Origin of the sequence: Micromonospora endophytica (assembly GCF_003236305.1) — a bacterium.
Classification (GTDB): Bacteria; Actinomycetota; Actinomycetes; order Mycobacteriales; family Micromonosporaceae; genus Micromonospora; species Micromonospora endophytica.
In genome coordinates this window covers 1-21133 of sequence record NZ_POTX01000088.1, presented here as the reverse complement: position 1 = coordinate 21133, position 21133 = coordinate 1, and the positions used below count along the sequence as shown (strand labels likewise).

The 21133-nt window shown below is 72.2% G+C and carries 22 protein-coding genes and 1 pseudogene; 14 read left to right on the top strand and 9 right to left on the bottom strand.

Annotated features, from left to right (window positions below; translation table 11 throughout):
* Positions 1-2504, bottom strand: a 2504-nt coding sequence (locus C1I93_RS15015; RefSeq protein ID WP_258378289.1) for a CHAT domain-containing protein, incomplete at its 3' end; no start/stop codon positions are given.
* Between the two features lie 186 nt (positions 2505-2690).
* Here C1I93_RS15015 and C1I93_RS15010 point away from each other — a divergent pair.
* The 3 genes from C1I93_RS15010 to C1I93_RS15000 are packed head-to-tail and all read left to right on the top strand — an operon-like array spanning position 2691 to position 5141.
* Entirely contained in the window at positions 2691-4007 is a 1317-nt protein-coding gene (locus C1I93_RS15010) for a S8 family peptidase (protein ID WP_223256273.1), read from the top strand.
* Positions 4004-4702, top strand: a complete 699-nt coding sequence (locus C1I93_RS15005) for an RNA polymerase sigma factor (RefSeq protein ID WP_111243899.1) — start codon at positions 4004-4006, stop codon at positions 4700-4702. The genes C1I93_RS15010 and C1I93_RS15005 overlap by 4 nt, the downstream gene beginning before the upstream one ends.
* Complete coding sequence (locus tag C1I93_RS15000; RefSeq protein WP_111243898.1) at positions 4677-5141, top strand: hypothetical protein; 465 nt, start codon at positions 4677-4679, stop codon at positions 5139-5141. Before C1I93_RS15005 ends, C1I93_RS15000 begins: the two co-directional genes overlap by 26 nt.
* Positions 5142-5194: 53 nt before the next feature.
* Here the strand turns inward: C1I93_RS15000 and C1I93_RS14995 are convergent, their stop codons facing one another.
* Both C1I93_RS14995 and C1I93_RS14990 read right to left on the bottom strand, forming a co-directional pair.
* Positions 5195-6223: a hypothetical protein gene (locus C1I93_RS14995; protein ID WP_146603506.1), complete on the bottom strand. Its 1029-nt coding sequence runs from the start codon at positions 6221-6223 to the stop codon at positions 5195-5197.
* Between the two features lie 176 nt (positions 6224-6399).
* Positions 6400-7407 (bottom strand): LacI family DNA-binding transcriptional regulator, encoded by a 1008-nt coding sequence (locus C1I93_RS14990; RefSeq protein ID WP_111243896.1) that lies wholly within the window; start codon positions 7405-7407, stop codon positions 6400-6402.
* Between the two features lie 139 nt (positions 7408-7546).
* Here C1I93_RS14990 and C1I93_RS14985 point away from each other — a divergent pair, with 139 nt between their 5' ends.
* The 5 genes from C1I93_RS14985 (at position 7547) to C1I93_RS33270 (ending at position 11356) form a co-directional block, all read left to right on the top strand.
* Complete coding sequence (locus C1I93_RS14985; RefSeq protein WP_111243895.1) at positions 7547-8857, top strand: ABC transporter substrate-binding protein; 1311 nt, start codon at positions 7547-7549, stop codon at positions 8855-8857.
* Positions 8854-9852 (top strand): carbohydrate ABC transporter permease, encoded by a 999-nt coding sequence (locus C1I93_RS14980; protein WP_111243894.1) that lies wholly within the window; start codon positions 8854-8856, stop codon positions 9850-9852. The genes C1I93_RS14985 and C1I93_RS14980 overlap by 4 nt, the downstream gene beginning before the upstream one ends.
* 1 nt (position 9853) lies before the next feature.
* Positions 9854-10714 carry a carbohydrate ABC transporter permease gene (locus C1I93_RS14975; protein WP_111243893.1) on the top strand — a complete coding sequence of 287 codons (861 nt, stop codon included), beginning with the start codon at positions 9854-9856 and terminating at the stop codon, positions 10712-10714.
* A 136-nt stretch (positions 10715-10850) separates the two neighbouring features.
* Complete coding sequence (locus tag C1I93_RS33275; protein ID WP_420811720.1) at positions 10851-11111, top strand: glycoside hydrolase family 3 C-terminal domain-containing protein; 261 nt, start codon at positions 10851-10853, stop codon at positions 11109-11111.
* The gene (locus C1I93_RS33270; RefSeq protein ID WP_420811721.1) at positions 11102-11356 is read left to right on the top strand and encodes a fibronectin type III-like domain-contianing protein; all 255 of its coding nucleotides are present in this window, start codon (positions 11102-11104) and stop codon (positions 11354-11356) included. The genes C1I93_RS33275 and C1I93_RS33270 overlap by 10 nt, the downstream gene beginning before the upstream one ends.
* Before the next feature lie 110 nt (positions 11357-11466).
* On the opposite strand, the gene yidC is transcribed toward C1I93_RS33270, so the two are convergent.
* Both yidC and C1I93_RS14960 read right to left on the bottom strand, forming a co-directional pair.
* Positions 11467-12363: a membrane protein insertase YidC gene (yidC, locus tag C1I93_RS14965; RefSeq protein ID WP_420811724.1), complete on the bottom strand. Its 897-nt coding sequence runs from the start codon at positions 12361-12363 to the stop codon at positions 11467-11469.
* 143 nt (positions 12364-12506) lie between these two features.
* Positions 12507-12788, bottom strand: coding sequence for a DUF6412 domain-containing protein (locus tag C1I93_RS14960; protein WP_111243892.1), 282 nt, complete (start codon positions 12786-12788; stop codon positions 12507-12509).
* A 56-nt stretch (positions 12789-12844) separates the two neighbouring features.
* Between C1I93_RS14960 and C1I93_RS14955 the strand changes: the two genes are divergently transcribed.
* Positions 12845-13276: an NUDIX hydrolase gene (locus C1I93_RS14955; RefSeq protein WP_111243891.1), complete on the top strand. Its 432-nt coding sequence runs from the start codon at positions 12845-12847 to the stop codon at positions 13274-13276.
* A 20-nt stretch (positions 13277-13296) separates the two neighbouring features.
* On the opposite strand, the gene C1I93_RS14950 is transcribed toward C1I93_RS14955, so the two are convergent.
* Positions 13297-14454: an FAD-dependent monooxygenase gene (locus C1I93_RS14950; protein WP_111243890.1), complete on the bottom strand. Its 1158-nt coding sequence runs from the start codon at positions 14452-14454 to the stop codon at positions 13297-13299.
* 60 nt (positions 14455-14514) lie between these two features.
* Here C1I93_RS14950 and C1I93_RS14945 point away from each other — a divergent pair, with 60 nt between their 5' ends.
* The gene (locus C1I93_RS14945) at positions 14515-15150 is read left to right on the top strand and encodes a TetR/AcrR family transcriptional regulator (RefSeq protein ID WP_111243889.1); all 636 of its coding nucleotides are present in this window, start codon (positions 14515-14517) and stop codon (positions 15148-15150) included.
* A gap of 74 nt (positions 15151-15224) precedes the next feature.
* Here the strand turns inward: C1I93_RS14945 and C1I93_RS14940 are convergent, their stop codons facing one another.
* On the bottom strand, positions 15225-16205 hold the full coding sequence (locus C1I93_RS14940) for a LacI family DNA-binding transcriptional regulator (RefSeq protein ID WP_111243888.1): 981 nt from the start codon (positions 16203-16205) through the stop codon (positions 15225-15227).
* 169 nt (positions 16206-16374) lie between these two features.
* Between C1I93_RS14940 and C1I93_RS14935 the strand changes: the two genes are divergently transcribed.
* Both C1I93_RS14935 and C1I93_RS14930 read left to right on the top strand, forming a co-directional pair.
* On the top strand, positions 16375-17643 hold the full coding sequence (locus C1I93_RS14935) for an MFS transporter (RefSeq protein ID WP_420811722.1): 1269 nt from the start codon (positions 16375-16377) through the stop codon (positions 17641-17643).
* A gap of 78 nt (positions 17644-17721) precedes the next feature.
* Positions 17722-18057 (top strand): hypothetical protein, encoded by a 336-nt coding sequence (locus tag C1I93_RS14930; protein ID WP_111243903.1) that lies wholly within the window; start codon positions 17722-17724, stop codon positions 18055-18057.
* A gap of 11 nt (positions 18058-18068) precedes the next feature.
* Here the strand turns inward: C1I93_RS14930 and C1I93_RS14925 are convergent, their stop codons facing one another.
* Positions 18069-18833: an MBL fold metallo-hydrolase gene (locus C1I93_RS14925; protein WP_223256274.1), complete on the bottom strand. Its 765-nt coding sequence runs from the start codon at positions 18831-18833 to the stop codon at positions 18069-18071.
* A gap of 53 nt (positions 18834-18886) precedes the next feature.
* Complete coding sequence (locus C1I93_RS14920; RefSeq protein WP_111243887.1) at positions 18887-19645, bottom strand: class I SAM-dependent methyltransferase; 759 nt, start codon at positions 19643-19645, stop codon at positions 18887-18889.
* Positions 19646-19833: 188 nt separating this feature from the next.
* Between C1I93_RS14920 and paaI the strand changes: the two are divergent.
* Both paaI and C1I93_RS14910 read left to right on the top strand, forming a co-directional pair.
* A pseudogene (gene paaI / locus C1I93_RS14915) lies at positions 19834-20276 on the top strand (hydroxyphenylacetyl-CoA thioesterase PaaI); the annotation flags it as partial.
* Positions 20277-20347: 71 nt separating this feature from the next.
* Positions 20348-21001 carry a dienelactone hydrolase family protein gene (locus C1I93_RS14910; RefSeq protein ID WP_223256285.1) on the top strand — a complete coding sequence of 218 codons (654 nt, stop codon included), beginning with the start codon at positions 20348-20350 and terminating at the stop codon, positions 20999-21001.
* The last annotated feature ends 132 nt before the right edge of the window (positions 21002-21133 follow it).

Genomic DNA, 21133 nt, shown 5'->3' with positions numbered 1-21133 from the left:
AGATTTGTATAAGAGACAGGGTGCAGGTCCAGCATGAGCGCGGTGGTGGGTTCGGCCGGCACCGGCAGCACGGTGGCGATCAGGCACCGGGTGCCCAGGGCCAGCAGCACCGCGGCGAAACCCATGATCTCGTCGCCGGGGCGCACACCGGTCAGCCCGGAGTCGCAGGCGGAGAGCACCACGCAGTCGGGTGGGCGGGTGACGCGTTCCCACTCGTACGCGAAGAGCGGCCCATCGGCGAGTTCCAGCGACGAGAACTGGGGATTGTCCGCGCGGAACGTGCCGTGGGCTGCGATGTGCACCATCCCCGCGCCGTCCAGGGCCGCGGTCAACGCCTCGGCGGTGGCGTCCGCGCCGGTGAGCAGGCGGGCGTCCGGCAGCACCTGGGTGAGCCGGTGCACCTCGGCCTGCCCGGCCGGCAGGCGCGGACCGCTGGCCAGCACCGGCGGCCCGGCCGCCGGGATCCGCGCGTCCGCACCGAGCCAGACGGTGGCCGAGGGGGCGACTGTGACCGGGCGACCGGCGCAGGTTGGCAACCCGGCCCAGCCGACGGAGTGCAGCGCGCCGACCGGGACGATCACCAGGGGCCGGTCGGCCAGGCGGTGCCGGAGCGGGTCGAAGAGTTGACGGTCGAGGGCCGCCGCGGCGTGTGCGGCACCGGCCTGGGCGGCGACGGTGTCCCCGGCGGTGATCAGCCGGCGCAGCCCGAACCGGTGCCACCGGGCCAACCTCGTCGCCTCGCCGAGCGGGCCCAGGTCGTGCAGGCTGGCCCGGCCGTCGCGGACCAGCACCGCCCGCAGCCGATCGCCGTGCGCCACCAGTTCGACGAGTACGCGTGAGCCGAGCCGCTCGGCCAGGGCACCGACGCGTGGCGGGTCCACCGCACCGGTTCCGCCGGCTGCTCGCCGGGCCAGGTCCCGGATCCGCTGTTCGAGTCGGGCCTGCCGGCCCCGCAGGGCGCGTACCGGGCGGTCGGCCAGCACCGCGTCCTCCAGCAGGCTGCTGACCAGTCTGAGTTCGGCGAGTGCGGCGACCAGTTCGGGATCCTCGGGCGGCAGCGCCGAGCGCGTCCGCAGCGCGTTGGCGCGCCACCGCTCCGCCCAGGCGAGCACCCGGGCCGGCGCGCCGGCCCGGACCGCGATGTCCAGCCCCTCGGCCGCCAGTTCCTGCCCGTACGCGCCGCTGTGGGCCCGCAGTTCGGTGGCGCCCAGCGAGGTGCGGTGCCTGTCGAGTACGGCCAGTCCACGGCTCAGGGCGCGGGCCGCGCCGGGTTCGTCACCGCCGAGCCGGCGCGCCAGCGCCAGCGCGTACCAGCCTTGGGCGCGTCGGGGTGCGGTGCCCCGGCCACGGGTGCGGGCGGCAGTGGTGAACAACTCCCGGGCACGGTCGGTGCGGCCGATCGCGGCGGCCAACAGCCCGGCGTCGATGCGGGTGGTGAGCGCCGGATCGGGCCAGCCGGTGGCGTCCAGCTGGTCGGCGGTGCGGAGCATGGCGGTGAACAGGGCCGCTGAGCGGGTTCCCCGGCGGAACTCGGCGCGCAGTTCGACGTGCCGGGCGAAGGCGGCCCAGGTGCGGCGACCCTGCCGCCGGAAGCGGGTCCGGGCGGCCGCGGCGGCTGCGGTGGCGGTGTCCAGGTCACCGGCGAGCAGCGCGGCCCGGGCCTGGGCCAGCAGCGCCTCGGCGAGGTCGGAGGCCATGCCGCGGTGGCGCAGTTCCCGGGTCGCCACGGCGGCGACCTGCACCGCCTCGTCGACCAGGGGCACCGACAGCAGCAGCTCGACGCGGTCCAGCAGTAACGCGGGGCGGGGCACGGCGAGCCGTTGGTACTCCTCGCCGACGGCGGCGAAGCAGCGCAACGCGGTCGCGACGTCTCCGCGCCGGCCGGCCGCGATCCCGGAGTTCCAGCGGGCGTCGGCCGCCGCGAGGTCGAGGCCGAGCCCGTGGAAGACGGCAGCCGCCCGCGCCAGGTCGTCGGCGCCGCCGCCGGCCCCCCGGTGGGCGTTGAGCAGGCCCCGGTTGTTCCGGGCCCGCGCCTCCAGCAGCAGGTCGCCTTCGCGTTGGGCGATGTCGATGGCGTGGCCGTAGTCGCGTACCGCCTCGTCGTAGCGGCCGCGGTAGTGCAGCACCACACCCCGCTGCATCCGGGCGCGCCCGGCGTCCGCGCCTGTCAACTCGGGCAGCGCGGTGGTCACCGCCCGCAGCGCCGCCGCGGTACGGCCGGCGTTGGCCAGCACGAAGCCGAGGCTCATCCGGGCCAGCGCCCGGGTCCGGGCGGTGTCGGCGACGCGTACCGCCCGACGCAGGTGACGCAGCGCGCCGGGCAGGTCGTGAAGTTCCCGCAGGGCCAGGCCGAGGGCACGATGAGCGGTGGCGCGTTCGTCGTTGTCGACGCCTCTGCTGGCGAGCACCCGCTGGGCGATAGCTATCGCCTCGCGGGGACAGCGCTGGACGCTGTCGAGCGCCGTCTGGGCGATCCCGGCACCGGCACCAGTGCTGTCGGGCATAGCCAAAGAGTTCACCATCCATGGTGGATCGTCAATGTGCACGAATGGGCGCGACCGGCCCGGGAATGGGTCCGTCTTTTCAGCTCATTGACATACGCTGATTGCTTGAAAGAATCGGTGGACATCCGGGGAAACAGGCCGCTCAGGCCACCACCGCGCCACCGCCCCGGGCATCTGGGAGGACCCGTGCTTCCTGACCACCCCGCCGCGCCGCGCCGCGCGTCCCTGCTGTCCCGACGGCGGCTCCTGGCGACCGCCGCCCTGGCCACAGCGGCGGTGCCGCTCGGTGTGGCACCTGCGTCGGCCGCGGCGTCCGGCGCCGACGACGCCGACGACAAGGCGTACCAACTCGCGTTCGCCGAGGCGCTGGCCGCCGATCGTGACGTACGCCGGCACAGCACGCCGGGCCGGGAGATCCTCTACCGGCCCCGGCAACTGCTCGCCGCCGACGCGGACGTCCGGCGGGTCACCGCCTGGCTCAAAGACAGCGGACACCAGGTCACCGTGGCCGACCGTTTCGCCGGTGTCAGCCGGTTGCTCTTCGCCACGGAGACCGACATCCCGGCGGTCGTGGCGAAACTGCGCGATCCCCGGCAGTGGCAGGGCCAACCGGCGCCCAAGGTGCAACCGCACCATGTGCTGCTCGGCCTGGGCAACATCATGGGCAACCCGAGCGGGCCGCCCCGGGCCGCCGCCGCGCTGCCCCCGCCCGATCCGGCCCGGCTCGGCGAGGGCGCCCAGGTGACGGTGGGGATCTGCGACACCGGCATCTGGGGGCAGGCCGGCAGTTGGCACCCGCAGTGGCTCGGCGGCGCCTACCTGCCGGAGGTCGACGACGAGGATCCGCTCTACGTGCACACCGACGTGCTCGCACCGCAGGGCGGTCACGGCACGTTCGTCGCCGGGGTGGTCCGGCAGGCCGCGCCCGGCGTACGCGTCGACCCCGAGGCCGCGCTCGGCCCCACCGGCGTCGGCGACGAGGCGATGCTGGTGGCCGCGCTGAGCCGGCTCGTGCCGGAGGTGTCGGTGGTCAACCTCTCGCTCGGCGGATTCACCCTCGACGACCAGCCGTCGCTGCCGCTGGCCACCGCGCTGGCCGGACTGCCGTCGACGACCGCCGTGGTGGCGGCGGCCGGTAACGCGGGCAGCAGCCGGCCGGTCTGGCCGGCCGCGCTGGACCGGGTCCTGGCCGTCGCCGCGGTGGAGGCCGGTCCCACAGGTGTGCTGCCGGCGCCCTACAGCGGGTTCGGGCCCTGGGTCGACGCCTGCGCGTTCGGCCGGCGTGACAGCACGTACGTCACGGGCAGGCTGCCGCTGCCGGGGCGGCCGACCCGGCTCTTCCACGGCTACGCCACCTGGGCCGGCAGCTCGTTCGCCACGGCGCACGTCTCGGGTCGGATCGCCGCCCTGATGACCGCCGGCGGGCTGAGCGCCGACGCGGTACGGCTGGCGTTGCTCGCGACACCGCGCTGGCATCCCGACTACGGGGTGTTCGTCGGATGAGCGCCGCCCGGGGTACGGCCGGTCGGGCCGTCGGCCACGGTACGGGCCGTACGGAACCGGCAGGTCCGGGTGTCTCGGTGGCCGGCCTGGTCTCCGCCGCGGCGCGCGGGGACGAGTCGGCCTGGGTCGAGTTGGTGCGTCGCTACACCCCGCTGGTGTACGCGGTGATCCGCTCGTACGACCTGGGCGGCGCCGACGCGGCCGATGTCAACCAGACCGTCTGGCTGCGGCTGGTGGAACACCTCGACCAGGTACGCGAGCCGCAGGCGCTGGCCGCGTGGTTGGCCGTCACCACCCGACGTGAGTGCTACCGGATGTCCCGCCTCGGTCGACGGGTCCAACCCGTCGACCCGTCCGACGCGTCGCTTGACGCCTACCACGGAACCCGGGCGGACACCACGCCGCCGGACGAGGACCTGTTACGGGCCGAGCGGCGGCAGGCGCTGCGGGAGGGCTTCGCCCAGCTTCCGCAACGCTGCCAGCAACTGCTGGCGTTGCTGACTGCCGATCCGCCGCTCACCTATCGGGAAACCGCCGACCGGCTGGGCGTACCTGTCGGCAGCATCGGTCCGACCCAGGCCCGCTGCCTGCGTCGGCTGCGCGACTGCCCGGCCCTGGCACCGTACCGCGGCCTGGATCGAGCCGCTCCGACGAACGGGGGTGAACACCATGGAGCCGTGGCCGCCGGCCGATGACGACCGACTGACAGCGGAGTTGGTTGAGGCGTTGTGGGAGGACGGGGGAGTGCCCGAGGAGTACGTCACGGCGGCCCGCGCGGCGTTCGCCTGGCGTACGGTCGGTGCCGAGTTGGCCCTGGCCGAGCTGACCTTCGACTCGGCGTGCGACAAGGAACTGGTGGGACTGACCCGGTCGAGCGGATCCGAGCGGACCCTCGCCTTCCGCGCCGGCCCGGTGCTGATGGAGATCGAGGTGAGCACGGACGGGATCGTCGGCCAACTCTCCCCGTCCGGTGGCGGCCGGGTCAGCGCGCGTACGGCCAGCGGCACCTACGACGAGGCCCCGGTCGACGCGGTGGGCCTGTTCTCGCTCGGTGTGCCCCCACCGGGACCGATCCAGCTCTGTGCCCAGGTCGGCGGGTACGCGGTCGCCACCGACTGGGTGAGCCTGCGCTGACGCTGATGGGGGTCGCGGGCCGGATGGCCCGCGACCCCCATGCCGTACCGGAGCTACCGCTTGTCAGCGCTGATCAGATACTGCACGCCACCGAGGTCGGTGCGCTTGGCGCCGGCGGTGTCCGGGCCAAACTGGATCACGTTGAACGCGATCTCCTTCTCCGATGCCGCCTCGGCCGAGAAGAGCAGCTTGAACTCGACCCGCTCACCCGGGTTCAGCAGCAGGTTGCCCAGGCTGGCCTTGGTGGGCTCCACGATCTCGATCTGGGTACGGCCGACCGCGCGTACCCCGGTGCCGACCGCGCCGCCGGCCCGCCACCGCTCGAAGAGGTCCTGACCGAGGTCGACGACGACTCGGCCACCGATCGCCTGCAACGGCTCGGCGGCCTCGAAGACCAGGTCGTTGCGGGACGGCACGGTCAGCGAGTTGCCGATGGCGAAGGGCCGCACGGTGGTCTGGCCCGAGCCCGCGGTGAGCTGGACCGAGTCGACGTTACGCCAGGCGATGTTGTTGTTGTTGCGGGTGTTGGTGCTGATGTCCGGGCCCTCGAAGGTCATCGGGTCGGTGGGGGAGACCCAACGGGCGATCAGGCAGAAGTGACCCGGGCCGGGCACGCCGGTCCACGGGATGGTGACAGTGGTGACGCCTGCGTAGGCGGTCACGTTCACCGCGCCGATCTGGGTCCAGTGGGTCGGCCAGACCGCGCCGCCGCCGGGCGTGGTCCGGTAGACCCGGAGCACGCCGGTGCTGGTGCCCGAGCCGTACGGTCCCGGGTTGCGCAGCTTGACGAAGACGTAGTTGGTCTGGCCGACGATCGGGTTCTGGCTGACGGCACACTCGATGGCCGTCGGGCAGACCTTGATGTCCGGGCTGGCCCAGAGCGGGCTGAGCGTGTGGGGCTGGTACCCGAGGTCGGCGGCCACGTCCTTGATGTAGACGTCGGTACGGTCTGCCGCGACGGCCCGGTCCGGTGCCGCGAGGGGCGCGGCGGCGGCCGCGGTGACGGTCAGCAGCCCGGCGAGCGCCGCACCGGTGAGCACCACCAGCGCGACTCTGCGGACACGTCTTGCTACACCGCTCATGACTGTTTCTCCCATCGACGGGACGGTCCGCCGACCCCGGCCTGTTTCCGTGCCGTGTCGGCGCGATGACGTACTTCAAGAGCCGGTGACGACTCCGGAAATACCGTCGGGGTGTTGCCGTTCCGTCAGATGGCGCGAACACCGGCAAAGTTGTCCGCGCGCCACGGATTCTGGGGTCAGTCGGGCAGGGCGCGGCACGAGGCGCGGACGACCAACTCGGTGGGGAGCCGGATGTGGATGTCGCGTTCGACCCCGGCGATCAGGTCGACAAGCAGGCGCAACGCCTCCGCGCCCATCCGCTGCAGGGGTTGCATGATCGTCGTCAGCGGCGGGTTGACAAGCGCCGACTCCGGGATGTTGTCGAAGCCGATCACGGACAGGTCGTCGGGCACGGCCAGGCCCATCTCCCGGGCGACGGTCATCGTGGAGATGGCGGAGAGGTCGTTTCCCGCGAAGACCGCGGTCGGTCGGTCGGCAAGGGCGAGCAGTTGCCCGGCGGTGCCGGCGGCGCTCTCCAGCCGGAACCCGCCGACCCGCACCAGCCGTTCGTCCACCGCCACCCCGGCGTCGACCATGGCTTGGCGGAAACCCGCCTCCCGCAGGCGGGACGACTCCAGATCGGGACGCCCGCTGATGTGGCCGATCCGGCGGTGACCGAGCGACAGCAGGTAGTTCGTCGCGAGTACGGCGCCGGCGAAGTTGTCGGAGTCGACGGTGGGCAACCCCGACGGGCCGGTGTGCGGGTCGACGGCGACGACGTGGAAGCCCTGCTTGGTCTCCACCACGGTCGGCGTGACGATCACGGCGCCGTCGATGAGGGTCCCGGAGAGCCGGGCCAGGGAGCGCCGCTCCCAGCCGACCGTCGTGCCGGCCACGTCGCCGCTGGAGTAGGCCAGCAACTGGTAGCCGGTCCCGGCCACCGCGGTGGACGCCCCCTTGAGCAGCTCGGTGGAGAAGGGTTCGAACTCGGCGACCAGGATGCCCAGCACGTTGGTGCGGTGGCTGCGCAAGCTCTGTGCCCCGAGGCTGGCCTCGTAGCCGAGCTCGTGGATGACCTGCTGAACGCGCTCCACAGTTGCCTGGGCCACGCCGTACCGGCCGTTCACGACCTTCGATACGGTTGCGACGGAGACGCCCGCCGCGCGGGCCACGTCCGACATGTTGACACGCTGCGGAAACGCCACGCCGAGAATGATAGAGGGCGGGACGGGCTGCGGCGCAGGCGAACCGAAAACGATATCGACACCGATTGACACTGCGTTACGTGGCTGTAAAACTCCCCCGCAGGCCGAAGCACCCGACTGACTAGTCGAGGAGACACCGATGGCTATAAAGCGCCGCGCAAGCAGCGTTCTAGCGCTGTCCATCACCACCGCCCTGCTCGTCGCCGGTTGTGGCGGTGGCGGCGAGAGCGAGGCTCCCTCCCAGGACGAGCTGTTCAAGAACCCGGTGACCCTGACATGGTGGCACAACGCCTCGCAGGACGGACCCGGCAAGACCTACTGGGAAAAGGTCGCCAAGGACTTCAACACCCTCCACCCCACGGTCACGATCAACGTCGAGGGCATCGAGACCAACCAGCTTCAGCGCACCCGACTCCCCGCCGCGCTGCTCAGCAGTGACCCGCCGGACATCTTCCAGTCCTGGGGCGGTGGCGAGATCCGTGAGCAGGTCGAGGCCGACTACCTGAAGGACCTCACCGAGCAGGCCAAGGACGAGGTTGCCAACATCGGCAGCGCGGCCGAGATCTGGCAGGTCGACGGCAAGCAGTACGGCCTGCCGTACCGGATGGGCATCGAGGGCATCTGGTACAACAAGGACATGTTCCAGCGGGCCGGCATCGCCGCCCCGCCGACCACCCTCGACGAGCTCAACGACACGGTCAACAAGCTCAAGGCCATCAACGTCATTCCGATCGCCGTCGGCGCCGGTGACAAGTGGCCCGCCGCGCACTGGTGGTACAACTTCGCGCTGCGCGCCTGCTCGATCGACACCCTGAAGAAGGCCTCCACCGACCTCACCTTCGACGACCCGTGCTTCGTCAAGGCCGGCCAGGACCTCAAGGCGTTCATCGACACCAAGCCGTTCCAGAACAACTTCATCGCCACCCCGGGCCAGAACGACCCGACCAGCGCCAACGGCCTGCTCGCCAACGGCAAGGCCGCGATGGAGCTGATGGGCGACTGGAACAAGGGCACGCTGGACACCGTCGCCGCCGACAAGGAGGCGCTCAACAAGTTCATCGGCTGGTTCCCGGTGCCGGCGATCGCCGGCTCCCCCGGTGACCCGAAGGCGGCCCTCGGCGGCGGCGACGGGTTCGCCTGCGCCAAGAACGCCCCGCCGGAGTGCGTCGAGTTCCTCAAGTACATCGTCAGCCCCGAGGTGCAGAAGGGCTACGCCGAGACCGGCACCGGCCTGCCGGTGGCCAAGGGCGCCGAAGCCGGGGTGGCCGACCCCGCACTGAAGTCGATCCTGGACGCCACCACCGGCGCGACGTACGTGCAGCTCTGGCTGGACACCGCCTTCGGCAGCACCATCGGCAACGCGATGAACGACGCGATCGTCGCCATCTTCGCCGGCAACGGCACGCCCGAGAAGGTAGTCGAGGCGATGAAGGCGGCCGCACGCAAGTGACAGCCACCAATCCCCACCTGGACCTCGTCGGCGGCGCGACCGCGCCGCCGACGGGGCGCCGGCCCGCCAGGCGCTCGCCCTACCGCGCGGCCGAGACCCGACGCAAGTGGTTCGAGATCATCGGTCTCACCACGCCCGCGGTCATCGTGTACGTGATGTTCGTACTGGTGCCGATGGGCTTCGCCTTCTACTACAGCCTCTTCCGTTGGCGCGGCGTCGGACCGCCCACCGACTACGTCGGGTTCGACAACTACGTCCTGGCCTTCCAGGACCCGATCTTCCTCGACGCGCTGCGCAACAACGCCATCATCGTGTTCGGGTCGCTGCTGATCCAGGGGCCCGTCGCCCTGGGCGTGGCCCTGCTGCTCAACCGCACGTTCCGCGGCCGCACCCTGTTCCGGCTGTTGGCGTTCGTGCCGTACGTGCTGGCCGAGGTCACCGTCGGCATCATGTGGAAGCTGCTGCTCTCCGACGCCGGCACGGTCAACGCGTTGCTGCAGTCGCTCGGCATGGGCGGCCTGGTGCAGGCGTGGCTCGCCGACCTCGACCTGGTCATCTGGACCCTGCTCTTCGTCCTCACCTGGAAGTACGTCGGATTCGCCATCATCCTCCTGCTCGCCGGCCTGTCCAACGTGCCGCAGGAGTTGAACGAGGCCGCCGCGATCGACGGGGCGAGCTGGTGGCAGACCCAGCGGCACATCACGTTGCCCCTGCTGGGACCGACCATCCGGATCTGGATGTTCCTGTCGATGATCGGCTCGTTGCAGGCCTTCGACATCATCTGGGTCACCTCGGTGCCGGCCGTACGCTCGCTCGGCGCGTCCGCCACGATGGCGACGTACATGGTGGACAACGGGTTCTTCGCCCGGCTGTGGGGCTACGGCAATGCGGTGGCCGTGATCCTGTTCGTCATCTCCTTCGTCGCGGCACTGATCTTCCAGCGTTTCCTGCTGCGCCGTGACATCCAGGGCGCCGTCACCGGAAGGGCGAAGTGACATGACCGCCAACGCCGTGCCCCCCTCGGCCACCAACCGTCGGCCCTTCGCCTGGGGCAGCCCACTGACCTACGCGTCGGCGCTCGCGGTCGCCGCCGTGTCGATCACACCGGTGATCTACGTGATCATCGGCGGCTTCCGGACCACCCCGCAGATCGTCGCCAACCCGGCCGGGCTGCCCGATCCGTGGACCTGGAACAACTACGCCCGGGTGCTGACGCAGAGCAACTTCTGGGAGCAGACGTTCAACAGCGGCGTGATCGCCCTGGGCACCACGCTCGGTGTGGTGCTGCTCGGGGTCGGCGCCGCGTTCGTGCTCGCCCGGTACACCTTCCGGGGACGCGAGGCGCTCTACACCTTCTTCACCCTCGGCCTGCTCTTCCCGGCCGGGGCGGCGATCCTGCCGCTCTACCTCATGCTGCGCGATCTCAACCTGATCAACTCGTACTACGCGGTGATCCTGCCGCAGGTCGCCTTCCAACTTCCGCTGACCATCGTGATCCTGCGACCCTTCCTGTCCGCGATACCCCGCGAGCTGGAGGACGCCGCCGCGATCGACGGCACCGGCCGGATCGGCTTCCTCTGGCGCATCGTGCTGCCGCTGTCGCGGCCCGCGCTGGTCACCGTCGGGATTCTCGCCTTCGTCGCGAGTTGGAACGCCTTCCTGCTGCCGCTGCTGGTCCTCGGTGACGCCAGCCTGCACACCCTGCCCCTGGGGGCGCAGAACTTCTCCAGCCAGTACACCTCCGACACGGCGGGAATCCTCGCCTTCACGTCGCTGGCGATGCTGCCGGCACTACTTTTCTTCACCTTCGCCGAGAAGCAGATCGTCGGCGGCCTCCAGGGCGCGGTCAAGGGCTGAGCGAGCAACAAAGGGGATACACACCATGACTGAGGTCCGCGGCATAGTGGGCGGCCCACCGGCTCCGCGCCACGACCGGTCCGACCGGCCGGACCCGGCGCGGGGCTAGGCACGGGTACGCGAGCTGCTCGGCCGGATGACGATCGAGGAGAAGGTCGCGCAGCTCGTCGGCTTCTGGGAGAAGGAGGACGGTGAGGCGGTCGCGCCGTTGCAGGGCGAGTTCGGTGACGTCGGCAAGCTGGAGACCGGGCGCGGCACGGTCGGCGAGGGTTGTGACCGGGACGACCTGGAACTGCCCGGGGTGCAGCGGGAACTGATCGAGGCGGTGCCGGCCACCGGACGGCCGGTGGTGCTGGTGCTGCTCACCGGCCGGCCGTACGCGGTCGGTTGGCGCTGACCCGGTGCGCGGCGGTGGTGCAGACGTTCTTCCCCGGCGAGTCGGCCACTGTCGACATGGCGGTGCCCACCACCCGGCTGGCCTTCTCCGACCGCACCCTCACCCGGATCGTCGAGCCCGGTGAGGTCGAACTCTGGATCGGCACCAGCACCCACCGCCACACCCGGACCCGCATCACCCTGACCGGCGAGGCCGCTCCCGTCACCAACGCCTCTCCCCGCTGGACCACGACGGCGATCGGGTAGTCCCGGCGGCGCGGTCCCGGGCCCGCCCCGGGGCGGGCCCGGGACCACGCGTAGAGCCAGGGCTCCTGGCACGACACCGTTCGGTGTTGCGCCAGGAGCCCGGCTCGCGTTCAGCGGGACGCGCGTCTGCGGGGGTTGTCCGGCCGGGCGCCGACCTTGGGCGCCGGTGACGTCGCGGTGGCGCTTGCGGGCTTCGCCGCGCCGGTGCCGTTGCTCGGTGGCGGCGGGTACTTGCGGAGCACCCAGGTCTGCTGGCCGAGACTGAACAGGTTCGTGACCACCCAGTAGATGATCACACCGATCGGGAAGATCAGCCCCGAGACGAGCAGCGAGAACGGGATGCCGTAGAGCATCAGCCGCTGCACCATCTTCTGCTGCGGGTCCTCCGACCACCCGGTGCGCAGGATCAGCTGACGGCTGCTCAGGTAGGTGGTCACGATCATCGTGACGATCAGGACCGCGGCGACCACCTTGACCGTGACGCCGTTTGCGCCGAGCAGCGCCAGCTCCTGCGCGTCGGAGCGGAAGTGGGCCGCGATGGGCGCGCCGAACAGCTTCGCCGACGACGCGCTGTCGAACTGGGTGACAGTCCAGCCGTACAGCGTCTTCATGTGCTCCGGCATGGTCGGCTTCAGATGCCGCAGCACGTGGAACAGGCCGAGGAAGACCGGGATCTGCACCAGCATCGGCAGGCAGCCCATCAGCGGGTTGGCCTTCTCCGTGCGGTAAAGCTCCATGATCTCCTTCTGGAGCGTCTCCCGGTCGTTCTTGTGTTTCTCCTGAAGCTCCCTGATCCGTGGTTGGAGGACCTGCATCGCCCGCTGCGACTTGATCTGCTTGACGAAGACCGGGAAGAGCACGGTCCGCACGGTGAGCACCAGGAAGACGATGCCGAGCACCCACGACCAGTTGGTGCCCCACACGGCGGCGTCGCCGAACAACGCCTGCCAGGCGGCGTGCCAGAACAGCAGGATCGCCGAGATGGCCGCGTAGATCACGGCCATCATCGGGCTGAAGAGGGTGCTCACCGGACGACTCCGGCGGCGCGGATCGACGATCTGGACATGGGTATCCCCTCGAAAGACGACCGAAGACTGAAAACGGGCAGGAAACAGTCAGCCGCGGTCGTCGACGAGCGGGAGGAACAGACTCAGACGACCGCGAGGGTCGTCGTCGGGGCCCTGGGCCGGGCACGGCCGGCGGCGTCGGGGTCACGGTGGCGGGGCACGCCGGTGCGTCCGGAGCGTTCGCGCAGCATCCGGCGGGTGACCCGCAGGTCGGGGTCGGCGACCACCCGGTGCACCAGGTTCGTCGCGGCGAGCAGGACCGTCAGCAGGACGCCGGTCGCCGCGGCGGTGCCGGACAGCATGCTCGACGCACCGACGTCGGCCAACACGCCGACGAGGTACCAGAGCGCACCGAGCCCGATCACACGCCCACCATAGCCGCCCGATGCCGCCCCAGGCGCATCCGTCCTAGTTTGGAGCCATGATTGCTATCTCCTGTGTACTGCTCGTGGACCGGCACGGCCGGCTGCTGATGCAGCTTCGTGACGCGCACGCCCCGTACCACCCGAACGTGTGGGGGCTGCCGGGCGGGCACGGCGAGCCGGGGGAGAGCCCCGAGCAGACCGCCGTGCGGGAGGTGCGGGAGGAGACCGGGCTGCGGGTCACCGACGGCCTGCGGCTGTACGCGCGCCAGGAACTGCCCGCCGAGAACCGGGTCAAGCACTACTTCTGCGCTCCCACCCGGGCCCGGCAGCGCGACATCGTGCTCGGCGAGGGTGCCGCCCTGGTCTTCCTCTCCGCCGACGAGGTGCGGGACGGCCGGCCCTACACGCCCGGTACGGCGCAGATGCTCACCGACTTCCTGGCCTCGCCGCAGTACGCCGAACTCACCGCCCTGGCCGCCACCGACTGAACGCCGCCGGGGACCGGTGCTCAGCCCGGCTGTGGCGGGTGCCAGTCCGCGTGCCGGGCCATGCCGCGCAACGCCATCCGGCCCGGCGTGAACCGCACCAGGGTGTCGCGTACCGCGATCGCCGCCGGGTGGCGTAGCTGCTGACCGAAGCGCGCCATCCGGGCCGCCGCCTGGGCGACGTCCTGGCTGCGGGGTCGCCGCACCCGGTCGTACGCACGCAGCGCCGCTGGGACGTCGCCGCTCGGACCAGCGAGCACGCCCAGCGTCACTGCGTCCTCGATCGCCTGGCAGCCGCCCTGCCCGAGGTGGGGCAGCATGGCGTGGGCGGCGTCACCGAGCAGCGCCACCCGGCCCCGGACGAAGCTCGGCAGCGGGGTGGCGAGATGGTAGAGATCGTTGCGCAGCACCGTCTCCGGTGGCGTGGCGGCGAGCAGCGCCGGGATCGGGTCGTGCCAGTGGTCGAACCGCTCGCGTACCGCCGCCAGTTCGTCGGGGGCGGTCTCGCCAGCCGGTGAGGTGACCGCCGCGTACCAGTAGACCTGGCCGGTGCCGAGCGGCACCATGCCGAACTCAGCACCGGGCCCCCAGCTGACCGCTGTGACGAGTGGCCCGTCGTACGCGATCGCGGCGCGCCAGGCGGTCGAGCCGCCGTAGGCCGGCGGCGGAAGCTGCGGCCAGAGCGCACCTCGCAGCGCGCTGCGCAGCCCGTCGGCGCCGACGACAAGGTCGGCGCGGAGTTCGGCGGGTTCGCCGTCGCGGTCGTAGCGCACCACCCCGGTGTCCGGGTCCGCGTCGCGCACCACGCATCCGGTCCGCAGCACCTGCGGGGGCAGCGCCTCGCGCAGTGTGCGGTGCAGCGCGGTCCGGTGTACGCCGAGCGCGGTGGTGCCGAGCAGGCGGTGCATCTCGTCGGCGTCGACCCGGGACAGCCAGCGGCCGGTCCGGTCGCGTAGCCCGCCGGGGCCGTCGGCCCGCCCGATCCGGCGTATCGACGCACCGAGTCCGAGCGCCTCCAGCCCCCGGACGGCGTTCGCCATCAGGGTGATCCCGGCGCCGACCTCACGCGGCTCGGGGGCCCGTTCCAGCACTGTCACCCGCCAGCCGCGTCGGTGCAGCGCGACGGCGGCGGCCAGCCCGCCGATGCCTGCCCCGGCCACCACCGCGTGTCGCTCCGCCATGCTTCGCCGCCTTTCTACATCTGTAGAAAGGCATACTACATCCGTAGAACGGAGAACGGGATGGACGGATTGACCGGACGGACGAAACGGGTGGCGGTGCTCGCCGACGCCGCCATCGCGCTGCTGGCGGAGAACGGCGTGCGGGGGCTGACCCACCGGGCGGTGGATGCCCGCGCCGGGATGCCCGCTGGCACCACCTCCGCCTACCTGCGCAGCCGGCAGGCGCTCATCGAAGCGGTCGTGCAGCGGTTGGCCGACCTGGACCGGGCCGATCTCGGCGACCACAAGCTGCCCACCACGGCACCGCCCCCGTCACCCGGCCCACCGCTCACCCCGGGCGACCTGGACCAGCTCGCCGCCGGCATCGCCGGAATACTCGATCACTGGCTCTCCGCCGGCCGGGACCGGACCCTGGCCCGGTACGCGTGCCTGCTGGAGGCGGTGCACCGGCCGCAGCTGCGGACGATCCTGGCGCACGGCACGGTGCTGCGGGCCCAGGCCGAGGAGCTGCTCGCCCGTGCGGGTGCCCCGGATCCCCGCCGCCAGGGGCACCACTTCGGCGCCTTCGTCGACGGGCTGCTGTTCGACCGGCTGGTCGGCGCGGGCGCGCTCAGCGCGCCACCGCCCGGCACCCCGGCGAGCCGTACCGATCTGACCGCCGCCGTCCGCGACCTGCTGCGCGCCCTCACCACCTGACAGCACCGGCCGCCCGGCCGGCCACTCGCGGCGCCCGGCCGGCCGCCCTCCAGGAAGCCGCCCGCCGAGCCCGGTCAGGCGCTCGCGCGCAGGACCGGTGCGGACGGGAACATCGTGCTTCCCGGCACCGGACGCTGCTCCAGCACCATCGTCGCCGCCGCCCGGGCGATCCGCCGGACCGGATGGCTCGCGGTGGTCAGCTCCGTCGCCGAGGCCAGCGGGATGTCGTCGAACCCGGTCACCGCCACGTCACCGGGCACCTGCACGCCGTCGGCGCGCAGTTGACCGATCACCCCCAGCGCGGTCGCGTCGCTGATGCCGACGATCGCGTCCGTGTCCGGCCAGCGCCGCAGCACCTCCTGGGCGGCCAGGCGGCCCCGGGCCGCGCTGAAGTCGCCGACCACCTCCCGCACCGGCAGCCCGGCGTCGCCGAGCAGCCGCCGGTACGCCTGCACCGGCCGGTCCGCGCAGGCCAGCCAGCGGGGGCCGGTGACCATCGCGATCCGTCGGCGGCCCTCGGCGTACAGGTGGCGGACCAGCGCGTCGGTGCCGGCGGCGTTGTCGATGTCCACCGACGGCACGGTGGCCGAACCGATCCCGATCGACACCGCCCGACCCCGCAACCGGCGCGGCACCAGGTCCAGCAGCGCGCCCGTGGTGTTGACGAGCACCAGGCCGGCCACCGCCCGGTCGTCGACGAGCCGGGTCAACAGGCCCGGTGCGTGCAGCGGCACCCACTCGACGGTGACGCCCAGGCCGTGCGGGGCGCACACCCGCGCCACACTGCTCACCACCTGGTCGAGGTAGCTGTCGTCGAGGGCCTCCGGGCCGGTGCCGGTCACCGCCACCAGCAGGCGTACGCCGCTGCCGTGCACCAGGGCCCGGGCCGCCGCGTTCGGCACGTACCCGAGTTGGTCGGCCGCGGTGTGCACCCGCTCGCGGGCGATCGGCGACGCGAATCCGGTACCCGCGATGACCCGGGAGGCGGTCGACCGGGACACCCCGGCGGCGCGGGCGACGTCGTCGAGGGTGGCCGGCCTGCGTGCCGTCGTCATGATCTTTGTTCTCCCTGTTCCCGATGATCCGCCCGAGGTGCGCGGATGCTCATCCGCATCATGCCGCGCCCTGGCCGGGACAGGTAAGAACCCGAATCGGATTGTGCTGGTAGCGCTCCCAGGTGTCTGATCGTCACCAGTACCGCTGCAAGGAGAGGACCGGACGTCCGTGGATCCCGCCGTCACCACCCCCGTGACACCTCCGCCCGACGGGGGACCGTCGCGTGCTGTGCTTGCCGCCCGCAACGGCGTCGCGGTGGTGTTCGCGCTCAACGGGCTGGCCGTGGCCACCTGGTTTTCCCGGGTGCCGGCGATCCGTGACGGGTTGGATCTCACACCCGGCCGGCTCGGTCTGCTGCTGCTGGCCATGTCCATCGGTGCGATCGTCGCCATGCCCACCGCCGGCCTGGTCACCCAGCGTCTCGGCGCGGCCCGCGCGGTGGCGCTGGCCACCACGATCCTGGCGTTCGGGCTAGCCGTCGCCGGGGTGTCCGCCGGCGTGCTCGGTGCGCTGCCCGGGGTGGCGCTGGGCTTGTTCGCGGTCGGCTACGGCTCCGGCAGCTGCGACGTGGCGATGAACATCGAGGGTGCCCTCGTCGAACGTCGGCTCGGCTGGACCGTGATGCCCCGGTTCCACGCCGCGTGGAGCCTCGGTTCGGTGGCCGGCGCCGGTCTCGGCGCGGGTGCGGCCCGGCTGGGCGTACCTGTCGGCCTGCACCTGAGCGTGCTGGCCGCGCTGGTGCTCGCCGGCACCCTGCTCGGGGCCCGGGCGTTCCTGCCCGCCGAGTCGGCTGCCGACGGCACCACCGCGGCCGGTCAGCGCAAGCGGCTGCTCGCCGCCTGGCGGGAACCGCGCACCCTGCTGGTCGGCCTGCTGGTGCTGGCCGCGGCCTTCGCTGAGGGCAGCGCCAACGACTGGCTCGCGGTGGCCTTCATCGACGGGTACGGCTTCAGTGAGGCGGCCGGCGCGGCGGTCTTCGGTGTCTTCGTGGTCGGCATGACGCTGGGCCGCACCCTCGGCACGGTGGCGCTGGACCGGTGGGGACGGGGGCCGGTGCTCACCACCACCATCGTGCTCGCGATCGTCGGCGCCGGGCTGGCGGTGCTCGCCGGCTCCGGCCCGGTCGCGGTGGTCGGCGTCGCGCTCTGGGGCATCGGTGCCTCGCTCGGCTTCCCGGTCGGCATGAGCGCCGCGGCCGACGAGGAGGAACACGCCCACGTCCGGGTCAGTGTGGTCGCCGTGATCGGTTACACCGCCTTCCTCGCCGGGCCACCCCTGCTCGGCCTGCTCGGGGACCACGTCGGCACACTGCGGGCGCTGCTTGTCGTGCCGCTGTTGCTGCTGCCGACGCTGTTGCTGGTCCCCGCCGCCCGTCCGCCCGCCGCCGGCAGCACGGGGGTGCCGGCGCGGGCGGGTTCCTCCGGCACGGACGGATAGCCGACGGGCAGTGCGTTCACAGGGATCTGTCAGGTGACGGTGCTGCACTGGGGGGTACGCCGAGGAGAGGAGCCGGGCATGGGCTGGTTCAGCCGGCGGCCCCGAGCCGCGCAGGGCACCCCGACGAAACTGGACCGCGAGGGCACCCCGGAGGATCTGGCCGCGCTGGCCCGCTTCGCCGCCAGCCGGCAGGGGGTGGAGTTCTACCTGGAACCGGAGACCACCGCCACCGACACCACGGTGATGGCGATCGCCCACGACGGCGAGTGGATCCGTCGCCGCACCGGCACGCCGCACGCCGCCGGTGCCCTGGCCCGCAAGCACGCCATCCCGCTCTACGAGGCGGCGAAGGTCGGCTACCCGGAGCGGATGCGCGCCTGGAACCGGGCCCATCCGGAACGCCGCGCCCGCTGACCCGCGTCAGCTCAGCCGGCCACCGCCGCGCGGGCGGCCGCGAGAGTCATCGGCGGGCTGTGGCTGGAGACGTACCAGCCGATGTCGTCGTCGAGCAGGCGCGCGACAAGTGCCAGGTCCGGCGCGTCCTCGGGAGTACGCAGGTGCGCCGGCGGCGGGTACCAACTGTCACCGAGCAGCATCACGCCTGAGTCGGGGACCACGACGACTGTCGAGTCGGGCGCGTGTCGGCCGCCCACGTGGCGTACCACCACGCCGGTGGGCAGTTCCAGCTCGTCGGTGAAGACCCGGGTCGGCGGCAGCACCGTCAACTCGTCCCAGGAGTCGACGGCGAGCGCCCGGGCCCGGAAGCTCGGCCCCAGCCGCCGGTTGCGCAGCACCTCCGCCCGCAGGTACGGGATGCTCCACGGCCGGGCCGCCTCGGCGCGCAGCAGCTCGGCACCCGTCGCGTGACCGACGATCTCCACGTCCGGCCAGGCGCAGGCACCCCAGACGTGATCCCAGTGATGGTGGGTGTAGACCAGCCAGCGAGGTGCCGGCAGGCCGGCGGCGGCCAGGGCCGCCTGGATCTCCCGGGCGTGCGACGGACTCTGCCCCGCGTCGACCAGGACGCTGCCGCGCTCGTCGGCCACCAGCGCGACGCCAGCCTGCACGAACTCCGGATCCGGATCCCCAACACAGACCCAGACCCGCCCCGCCACGTGCACGAACTCCGCCACCTGTTTCTCCCCGTTACCCGAGATCTGGTAGCAGTTTCGGGGAAGTTGCTGCCTCACCGGCCGATGAGGCAGCAACTTCCCAGATGTTGCGCGGAACTCGGGGCGGGACCTCAGTGGACGGCGACGACGGCGGCGTCGGTGCCGCCGCGCCAGAGGGTGCCCACCTCGGTGAAGCCGGCCTCGGTGAGGGCGTTCAGGTGCCAGGAGACCGGCGGGTTCCACTCGGGGCTGTGGCCGGCGGGGTAGATGGCGTGCCGCTGGCGTACCAGGGGGGCCAGCGTGTCGTCCCGCTCCGCCTGCTCCCACCACTGCGACCAGGAGAGCACGGCACCTGCGGCGTACCGGGCGGCCCGGCGTTCCTGTGCCCGGTGGAGCAGGCGTTTGGTCAGTTCCGGCAGGGTGTCGTCGGGCATGTGGTCGGCGTTGATCAGCAGGCCGCCGGGGCGCAGTAGGTCGTGGATCTCGCCGTAGAGGGCGGCCAGCCGTCCGGCGGGCAGCCAGTGCAACGCGGTGGCGGTGAGCACCGCGTCGTACCGGTGGTGCGGCAGCACGGTGTGCCAGTCCGGGCAGCCCAGGTCGGCGGTGACGATGGTGGCCTGGTCGCGCAGCGAGGCGGTGGCGAGGGCGAGCAGGGCGGGGTCCTGGTCGACAAGGGTCGGCTCGGCGTCGGGGAAGCGGCGCAGCGCCCGCAGCGAGATGGTGCCGGTGCCGCCGGCCAGGTCGAGCAGCCGCAGCGGTGCGGCGTCCCGGATGGCGTCGACCGCGTCGAGCATGGCGGTGAACCGGTGTTCCCGGTCCGGCAGGTATGCCTCCTGCTGCCGGTCCCAACTTTCCTGCCAGGCATCGACATCGGCGATGTAAGGACTCATGGCCGACACGCTAATTACTCGGCCGGGCGCTTGTCCAGACCCTGTTGCCAATGACTTGCAATTGCGAGATATTGGCAGGGCGATGATCGCGCGGGGTCGGCGGCGGAGAGTCGGCCGGCCCCGCGTTCGTCCTGCCGCCCCTTGTCACGTTCCGTGCCCCGGCGAGCGCCGACGTCGGCGATGACATGATGTCCGATCAAGGCCGGAAACCGTCCGGTCGATCGCACCGGGAGTCGTCGTGGACCCGCAGCGCACCGCCGCGCACGAGATGTTCGCTGCCGACGTGGCGTCGAACCGGCTCGGCATCGAGCTGGTCAGCGCGAGCGGCGGCGTGGCGGTCGCCCGGATGCGGGTCACGCCGGAGATGGTCAACGGCCACCGCATCGCTCACGGCGGGTTCGTGTTCCTGCTTGCCGACACCGCCTTCGCGCTGGCCTGCAACAGCCATGGGCCGGCCGCCGTCGCCGCCGGTGGTGAGATCACCTTCGTCCGTCCGGCGCAGGAGGGTGACCTGCTGCTGGCCCGGGCCACCGAACGTACGCGGTACGGACGCAGCGGCATCTACGACGTCACGGTGACCCGCGGGGACGCGGAGGTGATCGCCGAGTTCCGGGGCCACAGCCGGGCTCTCCGGTCGATCGCCGAGGCGAGCGGCGGCGAACCGGGGCAGCGGGACCCGGGCCCGGTCCGTCGCCACCGGGACTGAGCCGCACTCGCGGGCCGACCGGCGCCGGTCGGACTGCCGCGCGCCGGTGCGGAGTTGTCGTAGCTGTCCGGCACGATGTCCCGATGGGACACGTGGTGCTCTTCCATTCGGTGTACGGGCTGCGTCCGGCGGTGTCGGCCGCCGCCGATCGGCTCCGCGCCGCCGGTCACCTGGTGGCCGTGCCCGACCTCTACGGTCAGCCGCCTGTCGACACGGTGGAGGAGGGCTTCGCCCTGCTCGACCGGATCGGGCAGGAGACGGTCCTCGACCGGGCCCGTGCCGCGCTCGACAGGCTCCCGCCCGACACCGTGCTCGCGGGGTTCTCGATGGGTGCCGGGGTGGCCGGCGCGATGCTCGCCGAACGCCGCGACACGGCCGGACTGCTGCTGTTGCACGGCACCGGCGGTTCGCCCGCGGCCGTCCGGCCCGGCTTGCCGATCGCACTGCACCTGGCCGATCCGGACCAGTACGACCCGCCGGAGGAGGTCGACACGTGGCAACGCGAGATGACCGCCGCCGGGGCGGACCTCGTGGTACACCGCTATCCGGGGGCGGGTCACCTGTTCACCGATCCGACCGTGCCCGACCACGATCCGGTCGCCACCGACCTGACCTGGGATCGCGCCCTGGCCTTCCTGGCGCGCACCTGACCCGCAGCCGGTCTGCGATGACCGGCGTGCGGCAGGCGGCGTGCCCACCGTCTCCGGCGTGCCCACCGTCAGCGGCGCGTCCACCGTCTCCGGCGTGGGTGCCGTCTCTGGCCCTGTCTCTTATACCCATCT

Excerpts from the sequence above, each read along its gene's own strand:
- C1I93_RS14950 (WP_111243890.1), bottom strand. The coding sequence starts at position 14,454 with ATGGCGGAGCGACACGCGGTGGTGGCCGGGGCAGGCATCGGCGGGCTG.
- C1I93_RS14920 (WP_111243887.1), bottom strand. The coding sequence starts at position 19,645 with ATGAGTCCTTACATCGCCGATGTCGATGCCTGGCAGGAAAGTTGGGAC.
- C1I93_RS14985 (WP_111243895.1), top strand. The coding sequence starts at position 7,547 with ATGGCTATAAAGCGCCGCGCAAGCAGCGTTCTAGCGCTGTCCATCACC.
- C1I93_RS14940 (WP_111243888.1), bottom strand. The coding sequence starts at position 16,205 with ATGACGACGGCACGCAGGCCGGCCACCCTCGACGACGTCGCCCGCGCC.
- C1I93_RS14995 (WP_146603506.1), bottom strand. The coding sequence starts at position 6,223 with ATGAGCGGTGTAGCAAGACGTGTCCGCAGAGTCGCGCTGGTGGTGCTC.
- yidC (WP_420811724.1), bottom strand. The coding sequence starts at position 12,363 with ATGATGGCCGTGATCTACGCGGCCATCTCGGCGATCCTGCTGTTCTGG.
- C1I93_RS14955 (WP_111243891.1), top strand. The coding sequence starts at position 12,845 with ATGATTGCTATCTCCTGTGTACTGCTCGTGGACCGGCACGGCCGGCTG.
- C1I93_RS15000 (WP_111243898.1), top strand. The coding sequence starts at position 4,677 with ATGGAGCCGTGGCCGCCGGCCGATGACGACCGACTGACAGCGGAGTTG.
- C1I93_RS14975 (WP_111243893.1), top strand. The coding sequence starts at position 9,854 with ATGACCGCCAACGCCGTGCCCCCCTCGGCCACCAACCGTCGGCCCTTC.
- C1I93_RS14945 (WP_111243889.1), top strand. The coding sequence starts at position 14,515 with ATGGACGGATTGACCGGACGGACGAAACGGGTGGCGGTGCTCGCCGAC.
- C1I93_RS15005 (WP_111243899.1), top strand. The coding sequence starts at position 4,004 with ATGAGCGCCGCCCGGGGTACGGCCGGTCGGGCCGTCGGCCACGGTACG.
- C1I93_RS14930 (WP_111243903.1), top strand. The coding sequence starts at position 17,722 with ATGGGCTGGTTCAGCCGGCGGCCCCGAGCCGCGCAGGGCACCCCGACG.
- C1I93_RS33275 (WP_420811720.1), top strand. The coding sequence starts at position 10,851 with ATGACGATCGAGGAGAAGGTCGCGCAGCTCGTCGGCTTCTGGGAGAAG.